The organism is Streptococcus australis ATCC 700641, from assembly GCF_000186465.1.
In the GTDB taxonomy this organism is placed as follows: Bacteria; Bacillota; Bacilli; order Lactobacillales; family Streptococcaceae; genus Streptococcus; species Streptococcus australis.
In genome coordinates this window covers 215,016-239,530 of the sequence record NZ_GL636091.1, presented here as the reverse complement: position 1 = coordinate 239,530, position 24,515 = coordinate 215,016, and the positions used below count along the sequence as shown (strand labels likewise).

The following is a 24,515-nucleotide window of genomic DNA, read 5'->3' as shown; positions in this document are numbered from 1 at the left end:
TTTTCAAGCGGGTGTAGTTTAGTGGTAAAACTACAGCCTTCCAAGCTGTTGTCGCGAGTTCGATTCTCGTCACCCGCTTTGAACATTTGTTCATTACCAAGTTTTTAACTTGGGCGCGTAGCTCAGGTGGTTAGAGCGCACGCCTGATAAGCGTGAGGTCGGTGGTTCGAGTCCACTCGTGCCCATTTTTAATATTATGGTCCGTTGGTCAAGGGGTTAAGACACCGCCTTTTCACGGCGGTAACACGGGTTCGAATCCCGTACGGACTATATTATATTGGAGGATTACCCAAGTCCGGCTGAAGGGAACGGTCTTGAAAACCGTCAGGCGTGTAAAAGCGTGCGTGGGTTCGAATCCCACATCCTCCTTAATATTAACGCGGGATGGAGCAGCTCGGTAGCTCGTCGGGCTCATAACCCGAAGGTCGTAGGTTCAAATCCTGCTCCCGCAATATTTGGCTCGGTAGCTCAGTTGGTAGAGCAATGGATTGAAGCTCCATGTGTCGGCGGTTCGATTCCGTCTCGCGCCATAATTTAATATTTTCGGAAGGGTAGCGAAGAGGCTAAACGCGGCGGACTGTAAATCCGCTCCTTCGGGTTCGGGGGTTCGAATCCCTCCCCTTCCATCCTTTACGGGCATAGTTTAAAGGTAGAACTAAGGTCTCCAAAACCTTCAGTGTGGGTTCAATTCCTACTGCCCGTGTATAAGAATATGGCGGGTGTGGTGAAGTGGTTAACACACCAGATTGTGGCTCTGGCATGCGTGGGTTCGATCCCCATCACTCGCCTATTTTATATTATTGGGGTATAGCCAAGCGGTAAGGCAAGGGACTTTGACTCCCTCATGCGTTGGTTCGAATCCAGCTACCCCAGTTATACTTTGCCGGCGTGGCGGAATTGGCAGACGCGCTGGACTCAAAATCCAGTGTCCGCAAGGACGTGCCGGTTCGACCCCGGCCGCCGGTATAGTATTAAAGACAAGGTTTTCGGACCTTGTCTTTTTTTCTTTGTTGTGTGTCGAGTTACCAATTTTTTCCATTTTAAAATAAATCATCAAGTTTATTAGCCAATGTTTTCTGTTTGCTAGGGTACAAATGTGAATAAGTATCAATTGTTGTTGTAATAGATGCGTGTCCTAATCTTTCTTTGACAACAAGATAATCTTCTCCTTGATTTATAAGTAATGATGCATGAGAGTGTCTCAAATCATGAATTCTTATTTTCTTTAAATCTTTATCCCTTTCTAGTATTTGCTTAAACTTCTTATCAATCATATTTTTTGTAATTGTTATTGGTGTACTCTGTATTATTTGTAGTTCTTCAGTATTTTTCGTAAATTCCTCAAGTTTTTCTTTTTGTTTTACTTTCCAATCTATTAGCATTTCTGCTAATTTCTGATTTATTGTTATATTTCTAGTTCCTGATCGTGTTTTTGTTGTATTAATGTAGCTTGTATTATTGACAAAGTATACCGTTTTGGTAACGTAAATCGTATTTGTTAAAAGATTTATATCATTCCAGTTCAATGCGAGGATTTCCCCCATTCTCATTCCAGTAAAGAAAGCAATTATGAAAAACAGGTCATAACTTATTTCATCATCTCGAATAAGTTCTCTAAATCTCGTGAATTCTTCTATACTCCAAAATTTAATATCAGGCTTCCTAATTGGTAATTTTCTCAGATTCTTAACTGGATTTTTATCAATGAGAGATTTTCTTATACCAGTATCAAAAATTTTTTTAAGTAGAATTAGAACTTTATTAATTGTATTATAGCTTAAAACTTCATTTTCATTTTGTTTTTTAGGTTTTGTTTTTAGGTATTCACGAAATTCGAATATATGGTCATACGTTAATTTATTTAAATTTGTATTTTTAAAATATGGCTTAATATGACGCTCATAATTGTTTCTTTGTGTACTTGTATAGCTTATTTTTCTGCCATTTTTCAGATCATCTTCTTCAAGTAAGTCGAATAACATATCTGTTGTTACTACAAAGTCAAATTGTTTTTCTTTTAATTCTACAACTCTAATATGTTGTTCAAGTTCTAGGGCTTCCTTTTTAGATTTTAATCCTTTACGAATAATACGTATTCTTTTTTGTGTGACTGGGTGGAAACCGTTAGAAACATCAACGGTCCATTTACCACTTTTAGTTTTACGAATAGTCATTCATTATGCTTCTTTCTGGAGTTCAATTCCTAGTAGTTCTTCAGCAACACTAGCTGGAATTGTACCAATCCGTTTGTTATCGTAGATATTAAAACCACGATTCACTAATAGTAATTTGCCAGTATGGATAATCTTTCTTGCAGTTCCTGGAGCAAATCCAAGTTCGATAAGGTCATCTTTTGTTACTGTTTTAATCATGTGATCTCCTTTTCTAATTAGATTAAGTAAGGGGAGGATTAACTCCCCTTGTCTAATACTTATTTTTGTTTTACATCTACTAAATGGATAGCATCCGCCTTGTAATACATTGTCGAACTAATCATAGTAGCTTGTAAATTGTCAAATGTTACTGGTACTTCATCCATTGCTTGGATATAGTCATTATCAACTAAAGCTTCTGGATTGTCTACTGAGACTTGGGTTGATTTCTTTTTGAATTGTCCATCCTTGATCGTTACATTGTATTTCCAACCAATGATTTTATCGGTATTAAAACGTCTTTCGCTACCATCTCGGTTTTTGATAATTTCTCCGTTTGCATCAGCTCGGACTTCCGTTTCAAATTTTGGAATGACTTCATCCAATTCAAATTTTGTTCCAATGTTATTAAAATTCCAGTCATTTTGTGAAAGCATTTTTGCCATAGTTAATTTCTCCTTTTGATATTTTCTTTGATTGTGGGGATCAAATCCTCTCTTTTAAAGAGTATTGCCCTTTCTATTAATCCACTTGCTAAATCTGGTGGATATTCCATATTGTTGAGTGCGAGATAGTTAGACTTCTCATACTCATGCAGTAAGTTATTGTCGTATAGAAATTTATACGCTTTTAGAATAGCTCCAGAACCTTTATAGGTAAACCATTCTAATTTTTGTTCTAGTTCTGTTTTTGGTTTTGAAATAATGATAGAGACAGGTTTTGAGTGACCTAAAAACTTTTCCCAAGATCTCAAAGGTTTTGAGAAGTGATTATCACTATAGAACCTCACTTTTTCTTTGAGATATCCCTTGGTAAAGTTGAGAAGATCTATTTCTGAATGCAACCATTCTTGAATGAAGTAGTGAGCTTTTTCTTTCCTAAGTTCTAACTCCGTTCTTATCCAATTTTCTATATACCGCTTGCTGATGCCGAGCTTCTCAGCTCGTTCTAAGCGTTTATCGTAAATTCTAAGTCTTTCATCATCATTGGGTTTTCTCAAATATAAGGTTTGGCCGATTGTTTCATCTCCGTAGGTATTGTAGTAGGTGCTTTTTCCATATATAAAGCGTTTCTTCTGACAAATCTTTAGAAGCTGATTAGGAGTGAAGTAGGGTGTTTCATTAAAATCATCTATTGCAATATCAATTCGTCTTACTGAAAATTGATTGTAATTGTAGTAGAGATTGTTCAGAAACTGTCTTTCGGACAGACTATTTGGATCTAATACCATATCTCTAAAGAACTCGAGTGCCTGTCCTGACATGACAAGCATGTAGGACGACTCTTTCGCTCCATAGTAGATACGGATATTCCCATAATGAAACTGGCTATCATAGTTATAGTATTTAAGGCTCCCTTTATTCTCAATAAATAGGTTATAGTCAAGAAATAGAATATCTTCGATTATTTCTCTTGGCGAAAATTCAGTCTTATCAAACTGAATTTGAATCCAGTCAAATACAGAACGTAAATGTTCATTTTTTGCCATAGATTTTGATTCAACTTTTTGCCTAATTTTGCCACCCTTAAAATCTCCGAAACCCTTGGAAATACTGATTTCTTTCGATGGTACACCTAACTTGCAGAGGGTGGTGTTACTACACACCCTTTCGGTCAAAAATGGTCCGTCCGCATCTACGCTCGTTTTCGGCTTTCTGCCTCATGGCTCAGCCGAAAATTCGCTATTAGCCGAACCTATTTTTTGACCTCTTCTGAACAAACCCTAGTAAGCCGGTTTGCATCGACTCTTCAATATCTTGGATTTTCTTTTTTAGATTGGCATTCTCATTTTTTATCAGTCGTATTTCTCGCTTAAATTCCTGTTTTAAGGCGCTCAGTTCATCATAGAGCTCATCTATTACTTGGTTTAGGAGTTCTTGTTCATTGTCTGCTAGACTCCCAAATACGGCTTGTATAGCCTCTTTTAGACCTATTTCAAGTTTTAGGTTAGCTAACTTTTGAAATTGTCTAAGGTCTTCGTCTGTAAAGTCATAGGCAACTGTATAACTTAATTGATGAGTTCTTGGATTTCTACTGATAGGAACTTTAATTTTCTTAAATTCCTTGCCACTTATCTCTTTAATCAGTTGGATCCAATTTTTAAGAGTAGAGGTAGAGTTTAGGCCAGAAATTTGATTGACTAACTCTTTATTGGTCATCTTTTTGTGAAACCTCCGAAATTTTTTTGTGCAACTGAGGAGTTTTCTGTGGTATAATTGTTACATAATATGTTTTGATCTTGGAACGAACGGCACATTTGTTTCAAGATTTTTTTATTTTGTCGAATCTTACCTCCTTTATTAAAATTTTTAAAATCGACTACTAATTACATACGCTTTTACCCCCTTTTATGCTATAATATTCTCAATGGAATATTTAATCTCAAAATAAATATTCCTTATGGAATAATTCTATTTTATACCGTTTAGAATATTTTGTCAAGAAAAAATATACGAATAAGAATATCTATAGGAGAATTATGTATACAGAGGATTATAAATTTTCAGAGAGGTTAAAAACTCTCAGAAAATCAAAAAAGTTAACTCAAGTACAAATATCGGAATTAATTGGAGTTCAACAAGGGACATATTCTCGGTGGGAGAATGGAACGTTAGAACCAGGATTAGAATTCGTTGTGAAATTAGCAAATATCTTTGGTACTACTACAGATTATTTGCTGGGACAAAAACCTTATTCAATTATCAGTAGTTTACCTCTAGAACAATTAGATCTTACCAATATTGCAAACTTTTCAAAGGATGAGTTTGATATTTTGAAACATTCAATAGCAGTTTCGGTGGCAAGAAATAAAATAAAGGCAACAGAACTAAAAGATAGAGTTATAGAAAAAAATCAGTTGTCAGAAAAAGATGCAGAACTTTTGAATAAGATTTTTGAAGAAGTTAAAACTTATTGGGAAAAATAGAAGGACGCTAGTCTTCAAAATTTCCTCCCAAAATGTGTCTAAAATATTAACGGAATTCCATATAAAGAGGTTTATGATTATTTTAATGCAGATTGATGGTTTGTTTTTTAGATTTTAAATTCACCATAGGTGCTAGTATTATTTATCATAATGCTTGACACCGCTTTTAAGTGGGAGTACAATAATATTGAGGGCAGGATGGCTTATCTCTTTTATTTAGGAGGTGTCCAATATGCAAATCTATTTTATTTATTCTATTTTCTTTCTATTATCACTTGTAGTTCTAGCTTATCTTATTAAGTTACTCATTGCTCATTTAAAAAGAAACTAAGTAACATTTTGCCCAAATAGTAGTTATTTGGGCTACTTGGGTAAGGAACTGAAAAAACGATTGGAAGCCAAGGGAATAGACTTTTTGACGCCGATTCGTAAAAATATGAAAGGAGCAGCTGAGCACAACAATCCTGCTATCCTGGCAATCCGAAGGACCATCGAAACTCGGATCTCTGTCCTAAATGCATTGTTTAACATTGAACATCCGCTTGCTCGCTCTTTAGCAGGTTTGCAATTAGAGATCGAACGGGCTATTTTGGTCTATAATTTAGGATTTTTTATCAACTAGCAACACGGGTATTATATATGATAGATTTTGATTTTAAAGGAGGATTTATGAATTTGAAAGGTATAATCTTCGATATGGATGGAGTTATAGTTGATACAGAGTACCAAGATTTTCTAATACAGAAAGATTTTATCAAACACCTTAATCCAAAATCTAGTTACGAAGATTCTGAGCTATTGGTATTAGTTGGTAAATCATATTTTAATCTTTATAGGCTTTTACAGCAATTTATTGGGAAACAATATGATATAAAAACTATAGAAAAAGAATATGCTTCTTTTAGTGATGAGAGATATGAAAAAATTGATTATTCTTTACTTTTTAGAAAAGAAATTCTAAAAATTATTGACTATGCATTGAAAAACGGAATCAAATTAGCTGTAGCATCATCATCAAAATATGAGCATATTAATGAAGTTTTAGAAAGGTGTGACATAAAAAAATATTTTGATGTCATCGTTAGCGGAGAGAATTTTGTAGAAAGTAAGCCAAATCCGTCTATCTATTTAACAACGCTACATAAGTTAGAATTGCAAGCAGAACAATGTATTGCAATTGAAGATTCATACTCTGGAATTGAATCTTCAACTAGCGCCGGAATTGCAACTATTGGTTATTATGATAGCCGATTACCATTTTTTAATGACAAAGCGCAATGGAAAGTTGAAAATATGAAAGAAGTTTTACAAATAATAGAATCACAGAGTCTTTGAGTTGAAAGGCGATGAGGTTCTTGAGGACGTTAGAAAGAAATAAACTTGTTTCATAACGAAATTTAAGGTAACAGCGAACCGCTGAGTGTGTAGCTTTGTTGGTAAAAACGTAAATATTTTTGAGTGAAAGGTATTATGAAGTCACTGGAAACAGTGGCTTTTTGATATTAGTAGGGATGTATTATAGTAACCAATCAAGTTGAGATAGTTGCTTTGATACTAATACATTTTATTTTAATAATGAAGTTTATTACTATAGACACTTGATAGATATGTAAACTAACTACGATACCTCTAATTTTTAACGGACTATAGTTTAATTTGTTTTTTCTGTACTTGATAAGCGAAATCGAATCCCAAGGAAGTCCTTGAACTACCAAACTCCGTATCAAGTTTTTCTGAGTCAGGTGAAATTGTCTAGCTTAATTTGACAAATGAGATAACTAAGAAATAAGATTATCGACTCACTATTTATGGAAGTAGTTATTTAAGAGAGAAAGATGAGTTACAAAAAAGTTACCAAAATTTGAAAAAAGAGTCTATTTTGCAAGATTTAAAAGTCTAAAAAACCTACTAAATCAAGGTTATAAGATTTAAAAAATGTATTCATAGAACTCAAAATCCAGTGTCCGCAAGGACGTGCCGGTTCGACCCCGGCCGCCGGTATAGTATTAAAGACAAGGTTTTCGGACCTTGTCTTTTTCTTTTATTCGTTAAATTGTTAACGTTCAGTTACTAATTTATTACTAATATTTTTGTCATTGTTTTCTGAAAACACTTTGACTATTTTCCTTTACTGTGTTATAATTAACCGGTAAAGTATTTTTTTTTCGATTAATAGAGAGGATAAACGTATGAAAGTGGCTAATCAGATTGATGAGTTTTTAAATTCTATTTTACTTATTTCTGAGAATCAGCATGAAGTTTTGATTGGTTCCTGTACGAGTGGTTTTTCTTTAACCAATACGCAAGAGCATATTTTAATGTTACTTTCAAAGGACAATTATTCAAATTCTGAGCTAGCTAAATTACTAAATGTCAGTCAAGCTGCTGTGACCAAAGCTGTTAAACAATTACTTTCTTTTGGTATGCTGGAAGCTTTGAAAGATGAGAATGATGCTCGTATTGTTTTGTATCGGTTAACAGATTTAGGTCGTCCGGTTGCTGAAGAACATTCTCATCATCATGATCATACATTGGCTGTTTATAATCAAGTTTTGAGTGAATTTTCTCAAGAAGAACAAATGGTTATTTCTAAATTTCTATCGCGCTTATTGGAGGATCTTCGTTAATGCGTTATATTACTGTTAAAGATCTTTCTTTTTATTATGATCATGAGCCTGTTCTTGAAGGAGTTAATTACTACTTGGACAGTGGTGAGTTTGTGACGCTGACTGGTGAGAATGGTGCAGCCAAATCTACTTTGATTAAGGCAAGTCTTGGTATTTTGAAACCTAAGATGGGTACTGTTGAAATTTCCAAGGAGAATGTAGCTGGAAAGAAATTACGTATTGCCTATCTTCCGCAACAAATTGCTAGCTTCAATGCAGGTTTTCCCAGTTCTGTTTATGAGTTTGTTAAATCAGGTCGTTATCCTCGCAAAGGATGGTTTCGTCGCTTGAATCATCATGATGAGGAACATATTTTAACTAGTTTAACGGCTGTTGGAATGTTAGAGCATCGAGATAAACCTTTAGGAGCTCTATCAGGTGGTCAGAAGCAACGGGCTGTCATTGCAAGAATGTTTGCGTCAGATCCAGATATTTTTGTGTTGGATGAACCAACTACAGGGATGGATGCTGGTAGCAAGGATGAGTTTTATGAATTAATGCACCACAGTGCCCATCACCACGGAAAGGCTGTTTTAATGATCACGCATGATCCTGAAGAAGTGAGTCATTTTGCCGATCGCAATATCCATTTGGTGAGAAAACAAAATTCTCCATGGCGTTGCTTTAATGTCCATGAGAAAGATGGAGGTGAGGAGCATGCTTAGTTTATTTCAATATGACTTTATGCAACGGGCCTTGTTGGCGATGGTTGCCATGAGTCTCTTCTCCCCTATCTTAGGTGTATTTTTGATTTTGCGTCGTCAGAGTTTAATGAGTGATACACTGAGCCACGTCTCTCTATCAGGGGTTGCTTTTGGCCTCTTCCTTGGTTTCTCTCCAACTATTTCTACAGTCATTGTGGTCATCATAGCTGCTGTATTTCTAGAGTACTTACGAACAGTCTATAAAGATTTTATGGAAATTGGGACAGCGATTCTCATGTCAACCGGCTTGGCCTTGGCTTTGGTGGTCATGAAGGGCGGCGGTAAAAGCTCCATGAGTCTGGACCAGTACCTATTTGGTTCTACCTTGACCATTACCGATGAGCAAGTGTTAGCTCTGTTTGTCATAGCGGCGATTGTTTTATGTTTGACGGTTCTCTTTATTCGTCCCATGTATATCCTTACATTTGATGAGGATACAGCTTATGTAGATGGTTTACCCGTGCGTCTCATGTCTATCTTGTTTAATATTGTGACAGGGGTGGCTATTGCCTTGATGATCCCAGCTGCGGGTTCCTTGTTGGTATCTACTATTATGGTCTTACCAGCTAGTATTGCTTTAAAGCTAGGAAAAACCTTCCGTTCGGTTATGCTTCTGGCAGTGGTCATTGGTTTTGTAGGGATGGTCAGTGGTCTCATTCTTTCTTATTACCCGGATACACCGGTTAGTGCGACCATTACCCTCTTATTTGTATCCTTCTTTTTGCTCTCAAATCTTTTTGTTAAATTTAGAAAATAGGTGATCTTATGAAAAAACTTGCATGGCTGGTGTTAGCCTTCTGTAGTATTCTTTTAGTAGCTTGTAGTGGTGGTCAAAATCAGTCAGGGAAATTGAAAGTCATGACGACTTTCTATCCTGTCTATGAATTTACTAAGCAAGTCGTTGGAGACGAGGGAGATGTGGAACTCTTGATTGGCTCTGGTTCGGAACCCCATGATTTTGAATTGTCTGCCAAGGGGCGCGCAAAAATCCAAGAGTCAGATGTCTTTGTCTATGAGAACGAGAACATGGAAACTTGGGTGCCTCAGTTGTTGAAATCAATGGATGGCAAGAAAACAAAGGTTGTCAAAGCGACTGAGAATATGCTTCTTTTACCAGGTGGTGAAGAAGAGCATGACCATGAGGGAAGGGAAGAACACCATCATGAGTACGATCCCCATGTCTGGCTTTCTCCACAGAGAGCCATTAAAATGGTAGAAACGATTCGTGATCAACTGGTGAAACAGTACCCAGATAAAAAGGCTAGCTTTACAGCAAATGCAGATGCCTATATTGCCAAGTTGAAAAAATTGGATGATAGCTATACGAAGAGCTTGTCTGAAGCGAAACAGAAAAACTTTGTTACTCAACACGCAGCTTTTCGTTATTTGGCCCTGGACTATGGTTTGAATCAAGTCTCTATTTCAGGTTTGTCACCAGATAGTGAACCGTCTGCAACTCGCTTGAGTGAATTGACAGAGTACATCAAGAAGAACGACATCAAGGTCATCTACTTTGAAGAAAATGCTTCTAAATCCTTATCGAAAACCTTGTCTGCTGAAACCGGTGTGGACTTAGCTGTTTTGAATCCATTAGAGAGCTTGACAGATGAGCAGATGAAAGATGGTGATGACTACATCTCTATCATGGGAGCCAACCTCAAATCTTTGGAGTTAACAACGACTCAAGCCGGAAAAGAAATCGCTCCAGAAGAGGAAGAAGACACCAAAACAGTGGCCAATGGCTACTTTGAAGACAGTGCTATTAAGGACCGAACTCTTTCAGACTATGTAGGTGATTGGCAGTCTGTGTATCCTTATCTAAAAGATGGAACCTTGGATCAAGTCTTTGACTACAAAGCCAAATTAACCAAGTCCAAAACAGCTGAAGAGTATAAAGCCTACTACACCACCGGCTATAAAACAGATGTCGACCGGATTGTCATTACAGACAAAACCATGACCTTCTATAAGAATGGCGAAGAGAAGAAGTTCGAATACCGCTATGCTGGGAAGCATACGCTAACCTATACAAAAGGGAATCGTGGAGTGCGGTATCTCTTTGAAGCAACTGATCCAAATGCGGGTGAATTCAAGTATGTTCAATTCAGTGACCATCAAATTGCTCCTAATAAGGCAGCTCACTTCCATATTTTCTTCGGTGGGGAAAGCCAAGAGGTTCTTTATAAGGAATTGGAAAATTGGCCTACTTACTACCCAAGTGACTTATCCGGATTCGAAATTGCGCAGGAAATGTTGGCCCACTAATCAAATAGAGAAGGAACCAGTTGGTTCCTTTTTTGATAGTAACAGAAACTTGTCAAATTGCTAGAAAAAGGATAAAATTAGGCTTATAGAATAGATTGAATGTGGGGAGATTCATGATGAAAAAGTATCGTTTGCTATTGTTGCTTTCTGCTCTACTGTTTTTCCTTGGAGCCTGTGGTGATAAAAAACAGGAGACAGGATCTGAAAGTAAAGAAAGTACAGTTCGTCAATCGAAGGATAGCTCAGCTACTAGTGAAGCAAAGAAGGCTGAGAGTTCGAGTGATAAGAAAGAGAAAACAAAGATGGATATTGAAGCAATCGCTCAAGGGGATTATAGTAGCGTAGCTGGTGTCTGGCAAGATGATAAGGGGAATAAACTCGTCTTTGATAAAAATGGTTTGGTCTCAAACGAATATGAGTCTTATGGTCTTTCCTTGACAGACTATGGGACTGTTTCAGGAGGAGTCTACGGAGGAATCACAGGTGGATTTCTGATGGAATTTATTCCTGCCGGGCTTACGATTGATGACCAAACGGATGAAAATGGAGAAGTCATCTTCCATGATGATTCTGATGTTAATAAGGACCGTCTCTGGACCGGAACAGGGATGTACAGTTTTACGGAACAAGGTTCTTTCCTCTATAAGGTCGGGGACTAGCTAGTATAACTGAAATAAAAAAGAATGAAGAGTATCCTACTCTTCATTCTTTTTTAGATTTTAGGGAGCCAAGAAAGGTGGAAGTCTAACTTCTCTGCTTTTAAGAGGTCTTGGTGGCTCACTCTGTCGATTCTTTTTCCATCAAGGGAAACATCTTGAAGAAAGTGTGCCTGGGCTGTGTGAGCTGTGCTATGGATATGCAGCCATTTTTTCTCTTGAGGGAGATAGAGGCGCAAGTGTTTGAAGAGGGGAATTCCTAGGTCATAGACTGGCTTGCCTGGACAAGTTGGATAGAGTCCTAAAACCGACCAGATATACCAAGAGGATAGGCTGCCATTATCCTCATCTCCTGGATAGGCTTGGAAGCTTGGCTGGAAGGCTTCTTTGCGAAGGGCTTGGATCAGGATGCTAGTGTATTCTGGGTGTTGGCTATAGCGGAAGAGATAGGGGATGTGAAAACTCGGTTGGTTTGAAATGGCAATTTGCCCAAAAGGAACTTGGGCCATCTCACTCATTTCATGAATTTCGTAGCCATAGCCTGTCACCTCATAATGCGGTGCTTGAGTGGCTAGTCGAGTTAAGTAGTGGGTGAAGTCTTCTTCTCCTCCAAACAGTTGCTTGAGGCCCTCAATGTCGTGAAGGGCGCCTAAGGTTGCCTGAATGGCAGAGCACTCTGCATAGTCGCGTCCCCAACTGATGGGCGAGAAGTCTGGTCTGAAATGGCCCTTCTTATCTTTGGCTCGGATATAACCTGTTTCTGGATCAAAGAGAGTTCGATAGGAAAGACTAGACTGGGTATATTCTTTGGCCAACTCTTCCTTGCCAAGTAGCTGGGCAGTTTGGGCGATACAAAAATCGCTATAGGAGAAGTCGATGGTGTGACTCACGCTTTCGTGATAGTCAGTTGATAGATAGCCTAACTCCTTGTATTTTTTAGCTCCTCGTCGACCGTAATGACCATTTGGGTCTTCCTTCCTAGCTGTATCCAGCATGGCTTCAAAAAGCTCCGTGTGGAGGTCAGGAGCCAGGCCTTTTTGAATAGCATCGGCAATGACCCCGTCAATGAGGGTTCCAGGCATCATGCCTCTTTCGTCCGGCGCTAGCCATTTAGGGAGGAAACCGGTATCCCGGTAATGGCTGAGGAAGCCTTCGAGAAATTCCTGATAGAGTTCAGGATAGACTAGGCTATAGAGAGGAAAGGTGGTCCGAAAAAGATCCCAGAAGCCCAAACTCGTGAAATATTTTCCTTCTTGAATGCGGTTGTGGGCGAAATCGCGATGGACTGCTTTCCCCTCAGGGGTTACTTCATAACAAGTCTGAGGAAAGAGCAGACTACGGTAGAGACAGTGATCGAAAAAGGTTCGATCCTCTCCGCCCGTATCTAAAATGTCAAATCGGTCCATTAGCTCTTGCCATTTGCGGCTCGCTTTTTCTTTCATCTCTTCAAAGCTAGCTGTAGGAAGGTGAGATTTGGCCAACTCAGGGTTGATAAAGGAAGTGCCTAATCGAGCTTCTAGCCTAGGGCTGTCAAATTCTAGGATCAAATCCTGTCCTAGCCAGTGAGTGCGAGTGATGGCTTGGTCAAATTCAACATGAAGATAGAAAGGAAAGTCTTGTTGGTCGGTATGATTTTGGTCTAGGATGTGAAAATGTAGATTCGTTTCTCCGAATTCTACTTCAGTTAGTCCATTGGGGCAATGAATGGCCAGTGAAAGTGCAGACGGCCCTCTAAAGCGGAGAATGGCCCCGTAGAGGCTGGGTGTCAGCTCTGTATGGACTTGATAGCGCTCTGAGGTGAGGGCTAAATAATGGGGCTGAAAGACAGCTTCTTGGATCCGGTAACTGCTCTGTCTGAAATAGAGGTCTTCTTGAGTCGGAATGTCTGTCAGAGGGGTGAGGAGACACCAGGAAAAATCTCCAATCCAAGGGCTAGGCTGATGGGTCAAGCGAATACCTTGAAAGATAGGAAGGTTGGGGTTGAAAAACCAAGCCCCCTGTTCATGTGTCGTCTGTGGGAGGAAATAATTCATCCCAAAAGGAACTCCTGTGTAAGGGAGGGTGTTGCCGTTAGAGTATGCTGAGTGATTGTCTGTTCCTAAGCGGGTATCAATGTGAGTAATACCGGTCTTCATGCGGGACCTCCTGTGTCATACGAGGGCCTTCAAGCCCTTTTCTTTCTTTATTTTAGCAGAAGCCACTCAAATGGGAAAGTCTTTTTCAAAACTAGAAAAGTTTGTAGAAAAAGGGCTATAATTTGCGTATGTATTTCCCATCTGAAATCTTTTATACTGAATAGGAAAGAATCGACAAGTGTGAGGAAAACAAATGACCTATTCAAAAGAAATCGTTAGAGAATGGTTGGATCAAGTAGCAGAACGTGCTAAGGATTACCCTGAATGGGTGGATGTCTTTGAGCGTTGCTATACAGACACTTTAGACAATACAGTTGAAATCTTAGAAGATGGCTCAACTTTTGTACTGACGGGAGATATCCCAGCTATGTGGTTGCGTGACTCAACGGCTCAATTGAGACCTTATCTTCATGTGGCTAAAAGAGATCCTCTCTTGCGTCAGACCATTGCAGGTCTGGTCAAACGTCAGATGACATTGATCCTCAAGGATCCCTATGCTAACTCTTTTAATATTGAGGAAAACTGGAAGGGTCACCACGAAACAGACCATACAGATCTCAATGGCTGGATTTGGGAACGCAAGTATGAAGTGGATTCGCTTTGCTATCCCTTGCAGTTAGCTTATCTCCTTTGGAAAGAAACTGGTGAGACTAGCCAGTTTGATGAAACTTTTGTTACGGCGACCAAGGAGATCCTTCATCTCTGGACGGTGGAGCAAGACCACAAGAACTCTCCTTATCGCTTTGTTCGGGATACTGATCGTAAGGAAGACACTTTGGTAAATGATGGTTTTGGTCCCGACTTTGCCGTGACAGGAATGACCTGGTCAGCCTTTCGTCCGAGTGATGATTGTTGTCAATATAGCTACTTGATTCCGTCAAATATGTTTGCAGTCGTTGTCTTAGGTTATGTCCAAGAAATCTTTGCTACATTGAATCTAGCTGATAGTGAAAGCATGATTGCTGATGCCAAACGTCTGCAGGCTGAGATTCAAGAAGGGATCGAAAATTACGCCTACACGACTAACAGCAAGGGGGAGAAGATTTATGCCTTTGAAGTAGACGGTTTAGGAAATGCTAGCATCATGGACGACCCTAACGTACCAAGTTTGTTAGCTGCTCCCTATCTTGGTTACTGCGATGTCAATGACGAAGTTTATCAAGCCACTCGTCGCACCATTCTCAGCCCTGAAAATCCCTACTTCTACCAAGGAGAATACGCTAGCGGACTTGGAAGCTCTCATACCTTCTATCGTTATATCTGGCCGATTGCCCTGTCAATTCAAGGCTTAACAGCTACAGATAAAGCTGAGAAAAAATACTTGCTAGACCAACTAGTTGCATGTGATGGCGGAACAGGTGTTATGCATGAAAGCTTCCACGTAGATGATCCGACTCTCTACTCTCGTGAATGGTTCTCATGGGCCAACATGATGTTCTGCGAATTAGTCTTGGATTACTTGGATATTCGTTAATACTCTTCGAAAATCAAATTCAAACCACGTCAGCTTCGCCTTGCTGTACTCAAGTACAGCCTGCGGCTAGCTTCCTAGTTTGCTCTTTGATTTTCATTGAGTATAAGGAGCACGCTTTAGCTTCACTGATTCTTGTTAGAATCACAAGTTTATATTTAAAACATTAAAAATTTAAGTTAGAATGAGGTTTTACTCATGGAAAATGTTGTTGTACATATCATCTCTCACAGCCACTGGGATCGTGAGTGGTATCTACCTTTTGAAAGCCACCGCATGCAATTGGTGGAACTGTTTGACAATCTGTTTGATCTTTTTGAAAATGATCCTGAGTTCAAGAGCTTCCACCTAGATGGACAAACGATCGTCCTTGATGACTATTTAGAAATTCGCCCTGAAAACCGTGACAAGGTGCAACGTTATATCGACGAAGGCAAACTCAAGATTGGGCCTTTCTATATCTTGCAGGATGATTACTTGATTTCCAGTGAAGCTAACGTCCGCAATACCTTGATTGGACAAGCGGAATGTGCCAAATGGGGCAAATCTACGCAGATCGGTTATTTCCCAGATACCTTTGGGAATATGGGACAAGCTCCTCAAATCCTTCAAAAGTCAGGCATTCACGTCGCAGCCTTTGGTCGCGGTGTCAAACCAATCGGATTTGACAACCAAGTCCTCGAAGATGAGCAATTCACTTCTCAATTTTCTGAGATGTACTGGCAAGGGGCAGATGGTAGTCGTGTGCTGGGCATTCTCTTTGCCAACTGGTACAGTAACGGGAATGAAATTCCAGTGGATAAAGACGAAGCCTTGACTTTCTGGAAACAAAAATTGGCGGATGTCCGTGACTATGCATCGACCACCCAATGGTTGATGATGAACGGCTGTGACCACCAACCCGTTCAACGAAACTTGAGTGAAGCCATTCGCGTCGCCAATGAACTCTTCCCTGACGTGACCTTTATTCACAGTTCCTTTGATGACTACGTGCAAGCAGTAGAAAGTGCCCTTCCTGAACAATTATCAACCGTCACAGGTGAGTTGACCAGTCAGGAAACGGATGGTTGGTATACTCTGGCGAATACCTCCTCTTCACGCGTTTACCTCAAACAAGCCTTTCAAGAGAACAGCAATTTGCTAGAGCAAGTGGTGGAACCTTTGACCATCATCACTGGTGGACATAACCACAAGGATCAATTGACCTATGCCTGGAAGATGCTCTTACAAAATGCACCTCATGATAGTATCTGTGGTTGTAGTATTGACGAAGTTCACCGTGAAATGGAAGTTCGTTTTGCCAAGGTCAATCAAGTCGGGAATTTTGTCAAAACCAACCTTTTGAACGAATGGAAAGAGAAACTCGCGACTCAGAAAGCCCAGAGTGAGCATCTCTTTACGGTTATGAATACTGGCTTGCATGGCAAGGTGGATACCGTCAGCACGATTGTCGATGTAGCGGTTTGTCCATTTAAGGAATTGCACCCGACAGAAGGCTTCAAGAAAATGGCTGCTTTGACCTTGCCAGACTATCATGTAGAGGATTTAGATGGGCATCTTGTAGAAGCTGAGATTGAAGACTTGGGGGCAAGTTTTGGATATACCTTACCAAAGGATAAATTCCGCCAACCCTATATTGCGCGTCAAGTCCGCGTGACGGTTCCAGTTCACCTATCACCTCTTTCTTGGACCACCTTCCAGCTTCTGGAAGGAAAAGCTTCCCATCATGATGGGATTTACCAAAATGGGGTTCTCGATACACCATTTGTAACCCTCAGTATTGATGATGGCTTGACCCTTTACGATAAGACGACTAACGAAGCTTACGAAGACTTCATCCAATTCGAGGATCGTGGGGATATTGGAAATGAGTATATTTACTTCCAACCAAAAGGAACAGAGCCGATCTTTGCTCAACTGAAAGGTTATGAAGTTCTAGAAAACAATGCTCGCTATGCCAAAATCTTGCTCAAGCATAACTTGACCATTCCAGTCAGCGCAGATGAAAAATTGGATGCAGAACAAAGAGGCATTATCGAGTTTATGAACCGTAAGGCAAGTCGCTCAGAAGAGCTGACAACCATCCCTCTAGAAACGGAAATGACGGTCTTTGTGGATGACCCGCAGATTCGCTTCAAGACGCGCTTCACCAATACAGCCAAAGACCACCGTATCCGTCTCTTGGTCAAAACTCATAACACACGTCCAAGCAATGATTCTGAAAGCATCTATGAAGTTGTGACACGGCCAAATAAACCAGCAGCTTCTTGGGAAAATCCTGAAAATCCCCAACACCAGCAAGCTTTTGTCAGCTTGTATGATGACGTCAAGGGGGTAACAGTAGCCAATAAAGGTTTACATGAATATGAAATTTTAGGGGATGATACCGTTGCCGTGACCATTCTTCGGGCTTCTGGAGAACTTGGTGACTGGGGCTATTTCCCAACACCAGAAGCACAATGCTTACGGGCCTTTGAGGTGGAATATGCAGTGGAATGTCATCAAGCTCAGGGCCGCTTCTCAGCTTATCGCCGAGCTAAGGCTTTACAGACACCGATGACTAGCCTCCAAGTTGAAAAACAAGAAGGAAGTGTAGCGGCGTCTGGTAGCTTACTCAAGCATACAGCCTTGACGCATCCTCAGGTTTGTCCAACAGCCTTTAAGGTGGCAGAAAATGACGAAGGTTACATTCTTCGCTATTACAATATGAGCCAAGAAAATGTGCGCGTGTCAGAAGGGCAACAAACGGTTGTCGATCTTCTGGAGCAACCGTATCCTATCCATACAGGATTATTGGCACCACAGGAAATTCGTACAGAATTGATCAAAAAAGAAGAAATTTAATTTCAAAAAGTAAACACAAACAGAAAGGAGGAGCGAAAAAGTAAGAGCCAACTGCTGATTCGCTCCTTTTGCAGGTGAAAGCAATGACCATTGCAACGATTGATATCGGAGGGACTGGCATTAAGTTTGCTAGTCTAACTCCTGATGGAAAGATTTTAGATAAGACCAGCACCCCAACTCCAGAAACTTTAGAAGATTTGTTGGCTTGGTTGGACCAACGCTTATCAGAACAGGACTATCGTGGGATTGCTATGAGTGTGCCAGGTGCAGTTAATCAAGAAACCGGGGTGATTGAGGGGATCAGTGCCATTCCTTACATCCATGGTTTTTCATGGTATGAAGCGCTTGCTCATCACCAACTACCTGTCCATCTAGAAAATGATGCCAACTGTGTTGGACTTAGTGAACTGCTAGCTCATCCTGAGATTGAAAATGCAGCCTGTGTCGTGATTGGTACAGGGATCGGTGGGGCCATGATTATCAATGGCAAAATTCACCGTGGTCGCCATGGCTTGGGTGGAGAGTTTGGTTACATGACTACTATCGAACCAGCAGAAAAGCTCAATAACTGGTCGCAACTAGCATCAACAGGAAACATGGTTCGCTATGTCATCGAAAAATCAGGTCAGTCTGAATGGGATGGCCGCAAGGTGTACCAAGAGGCTGCAGCCGGCAATGCCCTTTGCCAAGAAGCCATTGAGCGCATGAATCGTAACCTAGCTCAAGGATTACTCAATATCCAGTATCTCATCGACCCAGATGTCATTAGCCTAGGTGGCTCTATCAGTCAGAACCCTGATTTTATCAGAGGGGTCCAAAAAGCGGTAGACGTCTTTGTGGAAAGATATGAAGAGTATACAATTGCGCCAGTTATCCAAGCTTGCACCTATCAGGCAGATGCCAATCTCTACGGTGCCCTTGTCAACTGGTTACAGGAGGAAAACCAATGGTAAATTTTACCGGAATTAGCAGTAAACAACAGCAAGCTATAGACTTACTTCAAAAGCACATTTCTCTACCAGATGTAGAAGTGGCAGTCGCTCAGTCTGACCATGCTTCCATCTCTATCAAGGGGGAGAATGGGCAGTATCAATTGACCTACCGTAAACCTCATCAACTCTACCGTGCCTTGTCTGTTCTCGCAACAGCTTTAGAAGAAGGTGATAAGGTGGAGATTGAGGAGCAAGCGGCTTATGAAGATTTAGCCTACATGGCGGATTGTTCCCGTAATGCGGTTCTAAATGTTGCATCTGCCAAGCAGATGATTGAAGTCTTAGCTCTGATGGGTTATTCAATCTTTGAGCTCTACATGGAAGATACCTATCAGATTGAGGGACAACCTTACTTTGGCTATTTCCGTGGGGCTTATTCAGCTGAAGAATTACAGGAAATCGAAGCCTATGCCCAGCAGTTTGACATGACTTTTGTTCCTTGTATTCAGACCTTGGCTCACTTATCAGCCTTTGTCAAATGGGGTGTTAAAGAAGTCCAGCAACTTCGTGATGTAGAGGACATTCTCCTCATCGGCGAAGAAAAAGTTTACGACCTAATCGACGGCATGTTTGCGACTTTGTCTAAACTACAAACACGCAAGGTCAATATCGGCATGGACGAAGCCCACTTGGTTGGTTTGGGACGCTATCTCATCTTAAACGGTGTTGTGGACCGTAGCCTCCTCATGTGTCAACATTTGGAGCGCGTGCTGGATATTGCAGACAAGTATGGTTTCCACTGCCAGATGTGGAGCGATATGTTCTTCAAACTCATGTCAGCAGATGGCCAGTACGACCGTGATGTGGAAATTCCAGAAGAAACACGAGTTTTTCTTGACCGCCTTAAAGACCGTGTGACCTTGGTTTACTGGGATTATTATCAGGATAGCGAAGAAAAATACAACCGTAACTTCGGTAATCACCACAAGATTAGCCAGGATATTGCCTTTGCAGGTGGTGCTTGGAAGTGGATTGGTTTCACACCACACAACCATTTCAGTCGTCTCATCGCTGTCGAAGCAAACAAAGCCTGCCGTGCTAATCAGATCAAGGAAGTCATCGTGACGGGATGGGCAGATAATGGTGGTGAAACAGCCCAATTCTCTATCTTACCGAGCTTGCAAATTTGGGCAGAACTCTGCTACCGCAATGACCTAGACCGTTTGTCTGCACATTTCAAAACCAATACAGGTCTATCCGTTGAGGACTTTATGCAGCTTGACCTTGCCAACCTCTTACCAGACCTGCCAGGTAATATACATGGTATCAACCCTAACCGCTATACCTTTTATCAGGATGTTCTCTGCCCAATTCTTGACAAGCACATGACACCTGAACAGGACAAACCACACTTTGCCCAAGCAGCTGAGACTCTTTCTGACATTAAAGAAAAAGCTGGAGTCTACGCTTATCTTTTCGAAACTCAGGCCCAGTTGAATGCTATTTTAAGTGGCAAGGTTGATGTGGGACGACGCATTCGTCAAGCCTATCAAACAGGTGATAAAGAGAGCTTGCAACAAATTGCTAGGGAAGAATTACCAAAACTCAGAAGCCAGATTGAAACCTTCCACAAGCTCTTTAGTCAGCAATGGTTGAAAGAAAACAAGGTCTTTGGTTTGGATACAGTAGATATCCGCATGGGTGGACTCTTGCAGCGAATCAAGCGAGCAGAAAGCCGTATGGAGGACTATCTAGCTGGTTCCATCTCACGGATTGATGAGTTGGAAGTAGAGATTTTGCCATTCAACGATTTCTACGGAGATAAGGACTTCGCAGCCACAACGGCTAATCAGTGGCATACCATTGCGACAGCTTCGACCATTTATACGACCTAATCCAAAAGGCTGTCTTTAAAGAAAATGATGTTGAAGGAGGAGAAAGATGTCCGATGGAGACATTTCTTCTCCTTTTTTCTCCATTTTTAAGGCTATGTCATAAATTTGTAGAATTTTTTCTATAATTAGGAGTTTGAAAAAGTTTTCATAGAGTTTTATAATAAAAAATGTAAACGTTACCAAAAAATAAAATGACAAAGGGGGGAGTCAGATGAAAAAGTTTGTTAAGACCTTGAGAGAAAATCTCATTTTCTTCTTAATGGTTTTACCAGGTGCAGCGTGGTTGATTTTATTCTTCTACATACCTGTTTTGGGAAACGTTGTCGCATTTAAAGACTATCATATCACCGGAGAGGGATTTATTGATAGTGTAATGAAGAGTAAGTGGGTAGGATTTGATAACTTCAAATTCCTCTTTAGTTCTAAAGATGCTTATATCATTACAAGAAATACCGTCCTTTACAACCTAGCCTTTATTTTCTTGGGCTTGATTGTTTCTGTTGGGATTGCCATTATCTTTAGTGAGATGCGTTCCAAACGGTTGGTTAAAGTGTTTCAAACATCAATGTTGTTCCCCTATTTCTTGTCATGGGTTATCATAAGCTTCTTTACAGATGCCTTCTTAAACGTCGATAAAGGCTTGATTAACCACATCTTAACATCACTTGGGATGAAAGGAATCAACTTCTATACAGAGGTTGCCATTTGGCCAGCGCTTCTCCTCTTCTTAGGAATCTGGAAAGGCTTTGGTTATAGCAGTGTTATGTACTATGCAACCATCATGGGAATTGATCCAACCTTCTACGAAGCAGCAACAGTGGATGGAGCATCTAAGTGGCAGCGAATCCGCCACATTACCATTCCTCAGTTGTCTTCCTTGATTACGGTCTTGACCATCCTTGCCATAGGAAATATCTTCCGTGCTGACTTTGGATTGTTCTACCAAATCCCACATAACTCAGGTTCCCTTTATAGTGTGACAAACGTAATTGATGTCTATGTCTACAATGGACTTGCTAAATCAGGAGATATTGCGATGGCCGCAGCGGCTGGTCTTTACCAATCAGTTGTCGGATTGATTCTCGTTTTACTTTCTAATATTGTAGCACGTCGGATCGATAAGAATGCAGCACTCTTCTAGAAAGGAGGATACCATGGCAAAATCAAAAATTAAAAAGAAAAAGTTGATAATGTTGGGATCCACTCCTTCAGTAAGAAAGCAGACCTCTTCTTTAGTAGCATCGTCGGCTTGGTTGCTCTATCCTGTATCTTGCCCTTCATCTTCGTTGTCATGATTTCCTTGACAGATGAACAAAGTTTGGCGATTCACGGCTTCCAATTTTGGCCTGCTAAATTCGGTGCAGATGGCTATCTTTTCCTTGTTCAATTTAAGGATAAGATTCTTCAAGCCCTCTTTATTACCTTGTTTGTGACGATTGTAGGGACAGCATGTAATGTCTTCATTACAACGACCTACGCCTACGCAATCTCTCGTAGAACCTTTAAGTACAGAAACTTCTTTACTGTCTTTGCCCTCTTGAGCATGCTCTTTAGTGCAGGGATGGTACCAGGTTACATCGTTACCACTCAGTTGCTTCATTTAGGAGATACGGTTGGAGCCCTCATCATTCCGATGTTATTGAGTCCTTTCAATATTATCTTGATGCGGACCTTCTTCAAACGGACGATCCCAGAAGCTATTCTTGAGTCTGCTCGGATAGATGGAGCCAGTGAAACACGGATCTTCTTCCAGATCTGTTTGCCACTTTCTCTCCCAGGGATTGCGACCATCAGTCTCTTTACAGCCCTCGGCTTCTGGAATGACTGGTTCAACGCCCTCCTCTATATCAAGAGCGAAAATCTCTATCCCCTTCAATACTTGCTGATGCAAATCCAAAATAATATGGATTACATTTCTAAATCAGTCGGTGCATCTAGCCAAATCGCTGGTGCGGTCCAATCCCTTCCTAAGGAAACTGGACGGATGGCCATGGTGGTGGTGGCAACAGTTCCAATCGCTATCCTCTATCCATTCTTCCAACGTTACTTTGTAAAAGGATTGACCATCGGTGGTGTGAAAGAGTAAGCAAACCTTTCTCACCCACCCTTCATAATGTTAATAAAGAAAAATAAAAAAGGAGTTTTTCTCATGAAAAATTGGAAAAAATATGCTTTAGCTTCTGCTAGCGTCCTCGCACTTGGAGCAACTCTTGCTGCTTGTGGAAACTTGACAGGTGATAACCAAAAATCATCTAAGAGTGAAGATGGCAAAACAGTTATCAAAATGTACCAAATCGGTGACAAACCGGACAACTTGGATACCTTGTTAGAAAATGCTAACAAGATCATCGAAGAAAAAGCTGGTGTTAAATTAGATATCCAATACCTTGGTTGGGGTGACTACGACAAGAAGATGAACGTTATCATTTCATCTGGTGAAAGCTACGATATTGCTTTCGCAAACAACTATGTCATCAACGCTCAAAAAGGTGCTTATGCTGACTTGACAGACTTGTACAAGAAAGAAGGGAAAGAGCTTTATGAAGCACTTGACCCAGCATACATCAAAGGGAATACTGTAAACGGCAAGATCTACTCAGTTCCAGTTGCAGCTAACGTGGCATCTTCACAAAACTTTGCCTTCAACGGACCACTTCTTGAAAAATATGGTATCGATATCTCAAACGTAAAAGACTATGCTTCTCTTGAACCAGTCTTGAAAGCGATCAAAGAAAAAGATCCAAACGTTGTTCCATTCGCAATGAACAAGAGCTATGGTGGACCTTCTGATGACTTCGATTACATCGCAGTAGATGGACTTCCATTCGTTGTCGATTTGCAAGGTGACACAACTAAGATCGTTGACCGTTACACAATCCCACGTTATGTTGAAAACTTGAAGACTCTTCATAAATACTATGAAGCAGGATACATTCCAAAAGACGTAGCTACAAGCGACACTGGATATGACCTTTCTCAAGATACTTGGTTGGTACGTGAAGAAACAGTAGGACCTGCTGACTACGGTAACAGCTTGCTTACTCGTGTAGCAAACCGTAAGATCGAGATCAAACCATTCACTCAACTTTACAAGAAGAACAACACTACTCAAGTTGCAAACTTTGTTATCTCAAACAACTCTAAGAACAAAGAAAAAGCAATGGAAGTATTGAACCTCTTGAATACAAACCCAGAACTCTTGAACGGTCTTGTTTACGGACCAGAAGGCAAGAACTGGGAAAAAGTTGAAGGTAAAGAAAACCGTGTGAAAGTCTTGGATGGCTACAACGGAAACACTCACATGTCTGGATGGAACACTGGTAACAACTGGATCCTTTACATCAACGAAAACGTAACGGATGAGCAAATTGCACAATCTAAGAAAGACTTGGAAACTGCAAAAGAATCTCCAGCACTTGGATTCATCTTCAACACTGAAAACGTGAAATCAGAAATCACTGCCCTTACAAACACTTTGAACCAATTCACAAGTGCCATCAATACAGGTACAGTAGATCCTGAAGTTGAAATTCCTAAGATGCTTGAAAAATTGAAATCAGAAGGTGCCTACCAAAAAGTCTTGGATGAAATCCAAAAACAATACGATGAGTACCTTGCTGCTAAGAAATAAGCTAGCATTACTTGCTTA

General features: G+C 40.4%; 21 protein-coding genes, 11 tRNA genes and 1 pseudogene. 27 read left to right on the top strand and 6 right to left on the bottom strand.

The window, feature by feature from the left end; all coding sequences use genetic code 11:
• Positions 1-7: 7 nt before the first annotated feature.
• The 11 genes from HMPREF9421_RS01185 to HMPREF9421_RS01135 all read left to right on the top strand — a co-directional run bounded on the left by HMPREF9421_RS01185 (position 8) and on the right by HMPREF9421_RS01135 (position 966).
• Positions 8-78 (top strand) — tRNA-Gly (locus tag HMPREF9421_RS01185).
• Positions 79-111: 33 nt separating this feature from the next.
• Positions 112-185, top strand: a tRNA-Ile gene (locus tag HMPREF9421_RS01180).
• Between the two features lie 13 nt (positions 186-198).
• A tRNA-Glu gene (locus tag HMPREF9421_RS01175) sits at positions 199-270 on the top strand.
• Between the two features lie 9 nt (positions 271-279).
• Positions 280-369, top strand: a tRNA-Ser gene (locus HMPREF9421_RS01170).
• Between the two features lie 9 nt (positions 370-378).
• Positions 379-452: transfer RNA gene (locus HMPREF9421_RS01165), tRNA-Met, on the top strand.
• Positions 453-457: 5 nt separating this feature from the next.
• A tRNA-Phe gene (locus tag HMPREF9421_RS01160) sits at positions 458-530 on the top strand.
• Positions 531-545: 15 nt separating this feature from the next.
• Positions 546-626, top strand: a tRNA-Tyr gene (locus HMPREF9421_RS01155).
• 6 nt (positions 627-632) lie between these two features.
• Positions 633-703, top strand: a tRNA-Trp gene (locus tag HMPREF9421_RS01150).
• Between the two features lie 12 nt (positions 704-715).
• Positions 716-788, top strand: a tRNA-His gene (locus HMPREF9421_RS01145).
• Between the two features lie 13 nt (positions 789-801).
• Positions 802-873 (top strand) — tRNA-Gln (locus HMPREF9421_RS01140).
• A 9-nt stretch (positions 874-882) separates the two neighbouring features.
• Positions 883-966 (top strand) — tRNA-Leu (locus tag HMPREF9421_RS01135).
• A gap of 74 nt (positions 967-1,040) precedes the next feature.
• On the opposite strand, the gene HMPREF9421_RS01130 is transcribed toward HMPREF9421_RS01135, so the two are convergent.
• The 5 genes from HMPREF9421_RS01130 to HMPREF9421_RS01110 form a co-directional block, all read right to left on the bottom strand.
• Positions 1,041-2,174: a tyrosine-type recombinase/integrase gene (locus tag HMPREF9421_RS01130; RefSeq protein ID WP_006595174.1), complete on the bottom strand. Its 1,134-nt coding sequence runs from the start codon at positions 2,172-2,174 to the stop codon at positions 1,041-1,043.
• A gap of 3 nt (positions 2,175-2,177) precedes the next feature.
• The gene (locus HMPREF9421_RS01125) at positions 2,178-2,372 is read right to left on the bottom strand and encodes a DUF3173 domain-containing protein (RefSeq protein ID WP_000598356.1); all 195 of its coding nucleotides are present in this window, start codon (positions 2,370-2,372) and stop codon (positions 2,178-2,180) included.
• Between the two features lie 59 nt (positions 2,373-2,431).
• Positions 2,432-2,818, bottom strand: a complete 387-nt coding sequence (locus tag HMPREF9421_RS01120; protein ID WP_006595173.1) for a hypothetical protein — start codon at positions 2,816-2,818, stop codon at positions 2,432-2,434.
• 2 nt (positions 2,819-2,820) lie between these two features.
• Positions 2,821-3,861, bottom strand: a complete 1,041-nt coding sequence (locus HMPREF9421_RS01115; RefSeq protein ID WP_006597194.1) for a replication initiation factor domain-containing protein — start codon at positions 3,859-3,861, stop codon at positions 2,821-2,823.
• A 196-nt stretch (positions 3,862-4,057) separates the two neighbouring features.
• Positions 4,058-4,531: a hypothetical protein gene (locus HMPREF9421_RS01110; protein ID WP_006595171.1), complete on the bottom strand. Its 474-nt coding sequence runs from the start codon at positions 4,529-4,531 to the stop codon at positions 4,058-4,060.
• Between the two features lie 320 nt (positions 4,532-4,851).
• On the opposite strand from HMPREF9421_RS01110, the gene HMPREF9421_RS01105 reads away from it, so the two are divergent.
• The 9 genes and pseudogenes from HMPREF9421_RS01105 to HMPREF9421_RS01070 all read left to right on the top strand — a co-directional run bounded on the left by HMPREF9421_RS01105 (position 4,852) and on the right by HMPREF9421_RS01070 (position 11,592).
• Positions 4,852-5,298 carry a helix-turn-helix transcriptional regulator gene (locus tag HMPREF9421_RS01105; protein ID WP_006147801.1) on the top strand — a complete coding sequence of 149 codons (447 nt, stop codon included), beginning with the start codon at positions 4,852-4,854 and terminating at the stop codon, positions 5,296-5,298.
• A 358-nt stretch (positions 5,299-5,656) separates the two neighbouring features.
• A complete protein-coding gene (locus HMPREF9421_RS01100) occupies positions 5,657-5,920 on the top strand; it encodes a transposase (protein WP_006155666.1) in 264 nt (87 codons plus the stop codon).
• 47 nt (positions 5,921-5,967) lie between these two features.
• The gene (locus HMPREF9421_RS01095) at positions 5,968-6,633 is read left to right on the top strand and encodes an HAD family hydrolase (RefSeq protein ID WP_003005418.1); all 666 of its coding nucleotides are present in this window, start codon (positions 5,968-5,970) and stop codon (positions 6,631-6,633) included.
• 320 nt (positions 6,634-6,953) lie between these two features.
• Positions 6,954-7,064, top strand: a pseudogene (locus tag HMPREF9421_RS10905) (IS30 family transposase); the annotation flags it as partial.
• 423 nt (positions 7,065-7,487) lie between these two features.
• Positions 7,488-7,925, top strand: coding sequence for a zinc-dependent MarR family transcriptional regulator (locus HMPREF9421_RS01090; protein ID WP_006595170.1), 438 nt, complete (start codon positions 7,488-7,490; stop codon positions 7,923-7,925).
• Entirely contained in the window at positions 7,925-8,629 is a 705-nt protein-coding gene (locus tag HMPREF9421_RS01085; protein WP_006595169.1) for a metal ABC transporter ATP-binding protein, read from the top strand. The genes HMPREF9421_RS01090 and HMPREF9421_RS01085 overlap by 1 nt, the downstream gene beginning before the upstream one ends.
• Positions 8,622-9,425 carry a metal ABC transporter permease gene (locus tag HMPREF9421_RS01080; protein ID WP_006595168.1) on the top strand — a complete coding sequence of 268 codons (804 nt, stop codon included), beginning with the start codon at positions 8,622-8,624 and terminating at the stop codon, positions 9,423-9,425. Before HMPREF9421_RS01085 ends, HMPREF9421_RS01080 begins: the two co-directional genes overlap by 8 nt.
• Positions 9,426-9,433: 8 nt before the next feature.
• On the top strand, positions 9,434-10,933 hold the full coding sequence (locus HMPREF9421_RS01075; RefSeq protein ID WP_006595167.1) for a zinc ABC transporter substrate-binding protein AdcA: 1,500 nt from the start codon (positions 9,434-9,436) through the stop codon (positions 10,931-10,933).
• A 113-nt stretch (positions 10,934-11,046) separates the two neighbouring features.
• Entirely contained in the window at positions 11,047-11,592 is a 546-nt protein-coding gene (locus HMPREF9421_RS01070; RefSeq protein WP_006595166.1) for a DUF6287 domain-containing protein, read from the top strand.
• A gap of 53 nt (positions 11,593-11,645) precedes the next feature.
• On the opposite strand, the gene HMPREF9421_RS01065 is transcribed toward HMPREF9421_RS01070, so the two are convergent.
• Positions 11,646-13,724: a GH92 family glycosyl hydrolase gene (locus HMPREF9421_RS01065; RefSeq protein ID WP_006595165.1), complete on the bottom strand. Its 2,079-nt coding sequence runs from the start codon at positions 13,722-13,724 to the stop codon at positions 11,646-11,648.
• 193 nt (positions 13,725-13,917) lie between these two features.
• Here HMPREF9421_RS01065 and HMPREF9421_RS01060 point away from each other — a divergent pair, with 193 nt between their 5' ends.
• From HMPREF9421_RS01060 to HMPREF9421_RS01030, 7 genes are all read left to right on the top strand, one after another.
• Positions 13,918-15,198: a glycoside hydrolase family 125 protein gene (locus HMPREF9421_RS01060; protein ID WP_006595163.1), complete on the top strand. Its 1,281-nt coding sequence runs from the start codon at positions 13,918-13,920 to the stop codon at positions 15,196-15,198.
• A 195-nt stretch (positions 15,199-15,393) separates the two neighbouring features.
• The gene (locus tag HMPREF9421_RS01055) at positions 15,394-18,039 is read left to right on the top strand and encodes an alpha-mannosidase (RefSeq protein WP_006595162.1); all 2,646 of its coding nucleotides are present in this window, start codon (positions 15,394-15,396) and stop codon (positions 18,037-18,039) included.
• A gap of 83 nt (positions 18,040-18,122) precedes the next feature.
• A complete protein-coding gene (locus tag HMPREF9421_RS01050) occupies positions 18,123-18,992 on the top strand; it encodes an ROK family protein (protein ID WP_006595161.1) in 870 nt (289 codons plus the stop codon).
• Positions 18,986-20,866 (top strand): beta-N-acetylhexosaminidase, encoded by a 1,881-nt coding sequence (locus tag HMPREF9421_RS01045; RefSeq protein ID WP_006595160.1) that lies wholly within the window; start codon positions 18,986-18,988, stop codon positions 20,864-20,866. Before HMPREF9421_RS01050 ends, HMPREF9421_RS01045 begins: the two co-directional genes overlap by 7 nt.
• Positions 20,867-21,077: 211 nt before the next feature.
• Positions 21,078-22,007: an ABC transporter permease gene (locus HMPREF9421_RS01040; RefSeq protein ID WP_006595158.1), complete on the top strand. Its 930-nt coding sequence runs from the start codon at positions 21,078-21,080 to the stop codon at positions 22,005-22,007.
• Between the two features lie 57 nt (positions 22,008-22,064).
• A complete protein-coding gene (locus tag HMPREF9421_RS01035) occupies positions 22,065-22,952 on the top strand; it encodes a carbohydrate ABC transporter permease (RefSeq protein WP_050786732.1) in 888 nt (295 codons plus the stop codon).
• Positions 22,953-23,015: 63 nt separating this feature from the next.
• Positions 23,016-24,497, top strand: coding sequence for an ABC transporter substrate-binding protein (locus HMPREF9421_RS01030; RefSeq protein WP_006597195.1), 1,482 nt, complete (start codon positions 23,016-23,018; stop codon positions 24,495-24,497).
• Positions 24,498-24,515 lie beyond the last annotated feature (18 nt).

Coding starts and splice junctions, on each gene's coding strand:
- HMPREF9421_RS01120 (WP_006595173.1), bottom strand. CDS start 2,818: ATGGCAAAAATGCTTTCACAAAATGACTGGAATTTTAATAACATTGGA.
- HMPREF9421_RS01040 (WP_006595158.1), top strand. CDS start 21,078: ATGAAAAAGTTTGTTAAGACCTTGAGAGAAAATCTCATTTTCTTCTTA.
- HMPREF9421_RS01105 (WP_006147801.1), top strand. CDS start 4,852: ATGTATACAGAGGATTATAAATTTTCAGAGAGGTTAAAAACTCTCAGA.
- HMPREF9421_RS01090 (WP_006595170.1), top strand. CDS start 7,488: ATGAAAGTGGCTAATCAGATTGATGAGTTTTTAAATTCTATTTTACTT.
- HMPREF9421_RS01125 (WP_000598356.1), bottom strand. CDS start 2,372: ATGATTAAAACAGTAACAAAAGATGACCTTATCGAACTTGGATTTGCT.
- HMPREF9421_RS01085 (WP_006595169.1), top strand. CDS start 7,925: ATGCGTTATATTACTGTTAAAGATCTTTCTTTTTATTATGATCATGAG.
- HMPREF9421_RS01060 (WP_006595163.1), top strand. CDS start 13,918: ATGACCTATTCAAAAGAAATCGTTAGAGAATGGTTGGATCAAGTAGCA.
- HMPREF9421_RS01065 (WP_006595165.1), bottom strand. CDS start 13,724: ATGAAGACCGGTATTACTCACATTGATACCCGCTTAGGAACAGACAAT.
- HMPREF9421_RS01075 (WP_006595167.1), top strand. CDS start 9,434: ATGAAAAAACTTGCATGGCTGGTGTTAGCCTTCTGTAGTATTCTTTTA.
- HMPREF9421_RS01095 (WP_003005418.1), top strand. CDS start 5,968: ATGAATTTGAAAGGTATAATCTTCGATATGGATGGAGTTATAGTTGAT.
- HMPREF9421_RS01110 (WP_006595171.1), bottom strand. CDS start 4,531: ATGACCAATAAAGAGTTAGTCAATCAAATTTCTGGCCTAAACTCTACC.
- HMPREF9421_RS01050 (WP_006595161.1), top strand. CDS start 18,123: ATGACCATTGCAACGATTGATATCGGAGGGACTGGCATTAAGTTTGCT.
- HMPREF9421_RS01115 (WP_006597194.1), bottom strand. CDS start 3,861: ATGGCAAAAAATGAACATTTACGTTCTGTATTTGACTGGATTCAAATT.
- HMPREF9421_RS01030 (WP_006597195.1), top strand. CDS start 23,016: ATGAAAAATTGGAAAAAATATGCTTTAGCTTCTGCTAGCGTCCTCGCA.
- HMPREF9421_RS01055 (WP_006595162.1), top strand. CDS start 15,394: ATGGAAAATGTTGTTGTACATATCATCTCTCACAGCCACTGGGATCGT.
- HMPREF9421_RS01130 (WP_006595174.1), bottom strand. CDS start 2,174: ATGACTATTCGTAAAACTAAAAGTGGTAAATGGACCGTTGATGTTTCT.
- HMPREF9421_RS01070 (WP_006595166.1), top strand. CDS start 11,047: ATGATGAAAAAGTATCGTTTGCTATTGTTGCTTTCTGCTCTACTGTTT.
- HMPREF9421_RS01045 (WP_006595160.1), top strand. CDS start 18,986: ATGGTAAATTTTACCGGAATTAGCAGTAAACAACAGCAAGCTATAGAC.
- HMPREF9421_RS01080 (WP_006595168.1), top strand. CDS start 8,622: ATGCTTAGTTTATTTCAATATGACTTTATGCAACGGGCCTTGTTGGCG.